Below are 4855 nucleotides of genomic sequence, written 5' to 3' on the forward strand. Positions count from 1 at the left end.
GGCCCGAGGACGAACTCGTCCCGCTGCTCGGCATCATCGAGGACGTCGTGCGCTCCCTCGCCGCCGACGGCCGCTGGCGCGTGCACCACGTCGGCACCCCCGACCTGCTGCCGTCCCCGATGCAGACCGCGCTCAAGGAGGCCGAGGAGGCCACCGCGCACGTCGACGGAATACTGGTCAACGTCGCCATCGGCTACGGCGGCCGCCAGGAGATCGCCGACGCCGTCCGCGCCATGCTGCTGGACGCCGCCGACAAGGGCCACTCCGTCGAGGACATCGCCGAAGCGGTGGACGTCGACATGATCGGTCGCCACCTCTACACGGGTGCCCAGCCCGACCCCGACCTGGTCATCCGCACCAGCGGCGAGCAGCGGCTGTCCGGTTTCATGCTGTGGCAGACGGCCCACTCGGAGTACTACTTCTGTGAGGTCTTCTGGCCGGCCTTCCGCAAGGTCGACTTCCTGCGCGCCCTGCGCGACTACGCGGCCCGCCACCGCCGCTACGGCGGCTGACCGAGCCGCCCCACCCCTTCCGGCGTAGAGCGCTTCACACGGAGTTCACCGGCGCGCCGTCATATGCCGTGGCATGGCGGCGCGCTTTCGAGGGCATAAAGCAACCAGGTCGACGCCCGAACCACGGGTGTCGGATCTCAGCGGACGGCACGGGGCCGTCCGCCCGGGAGGCCCTTTGCACCAGCCCGATCGTGCGGTCACAGCAGCACGGACGAAGCGGCGAGGGGCCGGTCTCCGGCCCGTGCATCGCGGCCGGCAACCGGTCCAGACCGTCTCCGTCGCTCCCCGACCTCATCCGAGGGGGTACGTCCTTCCGTGGTGACCAGCACAAAGCGCCACAAGCCCGACCGGCGCACCTATGTTCTCGACACCAGCGTCCTGCTGGCGGACCCGAACGCTTCGAACCGCTTCGACGAGCACGAGGTCGTGCTCCCGGTCGTGGTGGTCACAGAGCTGGAGGCGAAGCGGCACCATCCCGAACTCGGCTACTTCGCCCGGCAGGCCCTGCGTCTGCTCGACGACTACCGCGTGCGGTACGGCCGTCTGGACGCCCCCATCCCGATCGGGGAACTCGGCGGCACCCTCCGTGTCGAGCTCAACCACTCGGACCCCAGTGTGCTGCCGACCGGCTACCGCCTGGGGGACAACGACTCCCGCATCCTCGCGGTCGCCCGGAACCTGCAGGCCGGGGGATTCGACGTCACCGTCGTGTCGAAGGACCTCCCGCTCAGGATCAAGGCGTCCTCCGTCGGCCTGCAGGCCGAGGAGTACCGCGCGGAACTCGCCATCACGGACTCCTCCGGCTGGACCGGAATGTCCGAACTGACACTTCCCGGCGAGCAGGTGGACGTCCTCTTCGACGAAGGCCATGTCTATGTTCCGGAAGCGGCCGGACTGCCCGTCCACACTGGCCTGACCATTCAGTCCGAGCGCGGAAAGGCACTCGGCCGGGTGACACCGGAGGGCAACGTCCGGCTGGTGCGCGGCGACCGGGAGGCGTTCGGCATCAAGGGGCGCAGCGCGGAGCAGCGCATCGCGCTGGACCTGCTGCTCGACTCCGACGTCGGGATCGTCTCGATGGGCGGCAGGGCCGGCACCGGCAAGTCGGCGCTGGCGCTGTGCGCGGGCCTCGAGGCGGTCTTGGAGCGCCGCCAGCACGAGAAGATCATGGTCTTCCGTCCGCTGTACGCGGTGGGCGGGCAGGAACTGGGCTATCTGCCGGGCTCCGAGGCCGAGAAGATGAGCCCCTGGGCCCAGGCGGTCTTCGACACGCTGTCCGCGGTCACCAGCCGCGAGGTCATCGAGGAGGTCACCGCGCGCGGGATGCTGGAGGTGCTCCCGCTCACCCACATCCGCGGCCGATCGCTGCACGACGCGTTCGTGATCGTGGACGAGGCGCAGTCGCTCGAACGGAATGTCCTGCTGACCGTTCTGTCCCGAATCGGCGCCAACTCGCGGGTGATTCTCACGCACGATGTGGCGCAAAGGGACAATTTGCGGGTCGGGCGATATGACGGTGTGGTCGCCGTCGTCGAGAAACTGAAGGGGCATCCCCTTTTCGCCCATGTGACCCTGACGCGCTCCGAGAGGTCCCAGATCGCGGCGCTTGTGACCGAAATGCTGGAGGAGGGGGCGATCTGACCCCCGCGCCCCATCCCGGGGCGGTGACGCAGTAGTTGGCGCCGTTCGGCAAAGGCGAAGAGCCTAGCCGGGCGGCGCCTTCGCGCGTCACCGTTTCTCGATATCGCCGGGGCCAAACGGCATGTGAGCTTTCACACGCAACTCGGAATTGCCTTGCGGTGTCGGGTTACGGCAGAGTCTCACTCCTGTCAGGCCCCGCATACGACACATCTGTACCCCCAGCGGTACGGCACAGCAGGAGCACCACACCTAACTCCATAGCGTCGTCGTATGCCGCCCGAGCACCATGCGGCGCTCCCCTCGCGGGAGTTGCCCACCGGGCCCGTGCCTTCCGTGACCCGCAGTTGGGGAGGCCAGTGTCAGGGGGCACGATTGCGTCCGCCAGGGTCACCGAGCGGGCGATGCTGGAAGGAAACCGTGTGAGCCGGATTTCGGTCCGGGGATTCGCAGTGGCCTCGGCCACCGCGGTCACCGCTGTCGGAAGCGTTGTCGGCGTTGCCTCGGGCAGTGTCGCGCAGTCCAATGACGCCGAGGCGGCGGCAACCGACCTGACACTCCTCGCGGACATCCCCGCGGGGCAGCAGGCGCAGGTGCAGACCGCGTCCCTGACGCAGCAGGCCGACGTCCAGGCCATCGCGGCGGACGCGAGCGCCAAGAAGGAAGCCGAGGAGGCCGCGCGCAAGGCGGCCGCCGAGACGGCGATCGCGAAGAAGGAAGCCGCCGAGAAGGCGGCACAGGAAGCCAAGGAGCGCGAGGAGGCGGAGGAGGCGGCCAGCCGTTCCGCCGCCCGGGAAGCCACCAGCTTCGCGGTCCAGAGCTCCTACTCCATCTCCGAGATCCAGTCGATGGCCGCGGCGATGGTGCCGGGCGACCAGTTCCAGTGCTTCAGCAACATCGTGGACCACGAGTCCGACTGGAACTACCAGGCCGTCAACCCCTCCTCCGGTGCCTACGGCCTCTTCCAGGCGCTGCCCGGCTCCAAGATGTCCTCCGTCGGATCCGACTGGCAGACCAACCCGGCCACCCAGATCAAGTGGGGCCTGAACTACATGAACGACCGCTACGGCAGCCCCTGCGGCGCCTGGTCGTTCTGGCAGGCCAACCACTGGTACTGAGCCCCGGTCGGGCAACGTCCCACTCAACTTTTCCGAGCCCCTCACCGTCCTTCGGTGAGGGGCTTCGGCCATGTACGGTCTGACGGGACGACTCCGGGGGGAGTGGTGGGGACAGTTGGGGGAAAAGGACGGGTCATGTCGCGAGTGCCAGGGTGGCTCGGTCGGGTCGGCATCCGGCTGACCGAGATGGGGCAACGGTGGGAAGAGCGCCGGGCCGAGGCGGAGCGCGCCCATGGCGCGCCGGAGCCGGAGCCCGAGGAGTCTGCCCGAGCGGCGGGCTCTCCCCCTTACGCGCGTGACGTCCCGGTCCGCACCCGTCCCGACCCGGCGCAGGCAGTGCCGTGGGGCATGCGGGTCGCGGCGGAGGCCGGATGGCGGCTGCTGGTGCTGGCGGGCACGCTGTGGGTGCTGATGCGGGTCATCAGCGCCGTGCAACTCGTCGTGCTGGCCTTCGTGGCGGCGCTGCTCATCACCGCGATGCTGCAGCCGACGGTGGCGCGGCTGCGGCGGTACGGGGTGCCGCGCGGGCCGGCCACGGCGATGACCGCGATCCTCGGGTTCGTGGTGATGGGGTTGATCGGGTGGTTCGTGACCTGGCAGGTCATGGAGAACATCGACAACCTCTCCGACCAGGTGCAGGACGGCATCGACGAGTTGCGGCGGTGGTTGCTCGACAGTCCCTTCCATGTCACCGACAAGCAGATCAACGACATCGCCGAGAACCTGCGGGAGGCGGTCGGGGCCAACACCGACCAGATCACCACCGCGGGACTGGAAGGCGTGACGGTCGTCGTCGAGACGCTGACCGGAATCCTGCTCGCGGTGTTCTCGACGCTGTTCCTGCTCTACGACGGGCGGCGGATCTGGGAGTGGACGCTGAAGCTGGTGCCGGCGGCGGCCCGGCCGGGAGTCGCCGGGGCCGGTCCCCGGGCCTGGCAGACACTCACGGCGTATGTGCGCGGCACGGTGATAGTCGCTCTGATCGACGCGATCTTCATCGGCCTCGGCATCTACTTCCTCGATGTGCCGATGGCGGTGCCACTGGCCGTGTTCATCTTCCTCGGGGCGTTCATCCCGCTGGTGGGCGCCGTGATCTCCGGCGCGCTGGCGGTGGTGGTCGCGCTGGTCACCCAGGGCGTGTTCACGGCCGTGATGACGCTGGTCGTGGTGCTGGCGGTGCAGCAGATCGAGGGCCACATCCTGCAGCCGTTCATCCTAGGGCGGGCGGTGCGGGTCCATCCGCTGGCGGTGGTGCTGTCGGTCGCCGCGGGTGGCATGGTGGCGGGCATCGGCGGCGCGGTGGTCGCGGTGCCGCTGGTGGCGGTCACCAACACCGTCGTCGGCTATCTGCGCGCCTACTCCCATGAACGCGTTCTGCGCCAGTCCCCGCGCCCCCACGGCGCGACGGCGTCCGACGCCTCCCCGGCCGCGCCCACCGACCCACCGGCCCCGGCCGGCTGAGACCCGCGACGCCGAGGCCCCGCACACCGATCGGCGGTTTCTAGGGATCGTCGCAACACATGATCGGTTAGGTCAGACGGCGAGCAGTTTATGCAGACGCTCGGCTGGGGTTTCCCAGCCGAGCGT

The 4855-nt window shown here is 69.2% G+C and carries 4 protein-coding genes; all 4 read left to right on the top strand.

Going from position 1 to position 4855, the window contains the following annotated elements; all coding sequences use genetic code 11:
- Positions 1–512, top strand: a 512-nt coding sequence (gene uppS, locus AB0O67_RS36630) for a polyprenyl diphosphate synthase (RefSeq protein WP_365460210.1), incomplete at its 5' end; no start/stop codon positions are given.
- Positions 513–827: 315 nt separating this feature from the next.
- On the top strand, positions 828–2153 hold the full coding sequence (locus AB0O67_RS36635) for a PhoH family protein (RefSeq protein ID WP_365460213.1): 1326 nt from the start codon (positions 828–830) through the stop codon (positions 2151–2153).
- Between the two features lie 401 nt (positions 2154–2554).
- Entirely contained in the window at positions 2555–3268 is a 714-nt protein-coding gene (locus AB0O67_RS36640; protein WP_365460216.1) for a transglycosylase SLT domain-containing protein, read from the top strand.
- Between the two features lie 135 nt (positions 3269–3403).
- Positions 3404–4729 (top strand): AI-2E family transporter, encoded by a 1326-nt coding sequence (locus tag AB0O67_RS36645; protein WP_365460219.1) that lies wholly within the window; start codon positions 3404–3406, stop codon positions 4727–4729.
- The last annotated feature ends 126 nt before the right edge of the window (positions 4730–4855 follow it).

The organism is Streptomyces sp. NPDC086077 (genome assembly GCF_040686175.1).
In the GTDB taxonomy this organism is placed as follows: domain Bacteria; phylum Actinomycetota; class Actinomycetes; order Streptomycetales; family Streptomycetaceae; genus Streptomyces.

Coding starts and splice junctions, on each gene's coding strand:
- AB0O67_RS36640 (WP_365460216.1), top strand. CDS start 2,555: ATGCTGGAAGGAAACCGTGTGAGCCGGATTTCGGTCCGGGGATTCGCA.
- AB0O67_RS36645 (WP_365460219.1), top strand. CDS start 3,404: ATGTCGCGAGTGCCAGGGTGGCTCGGTCGGGTCGGCATCCGGCTGACC.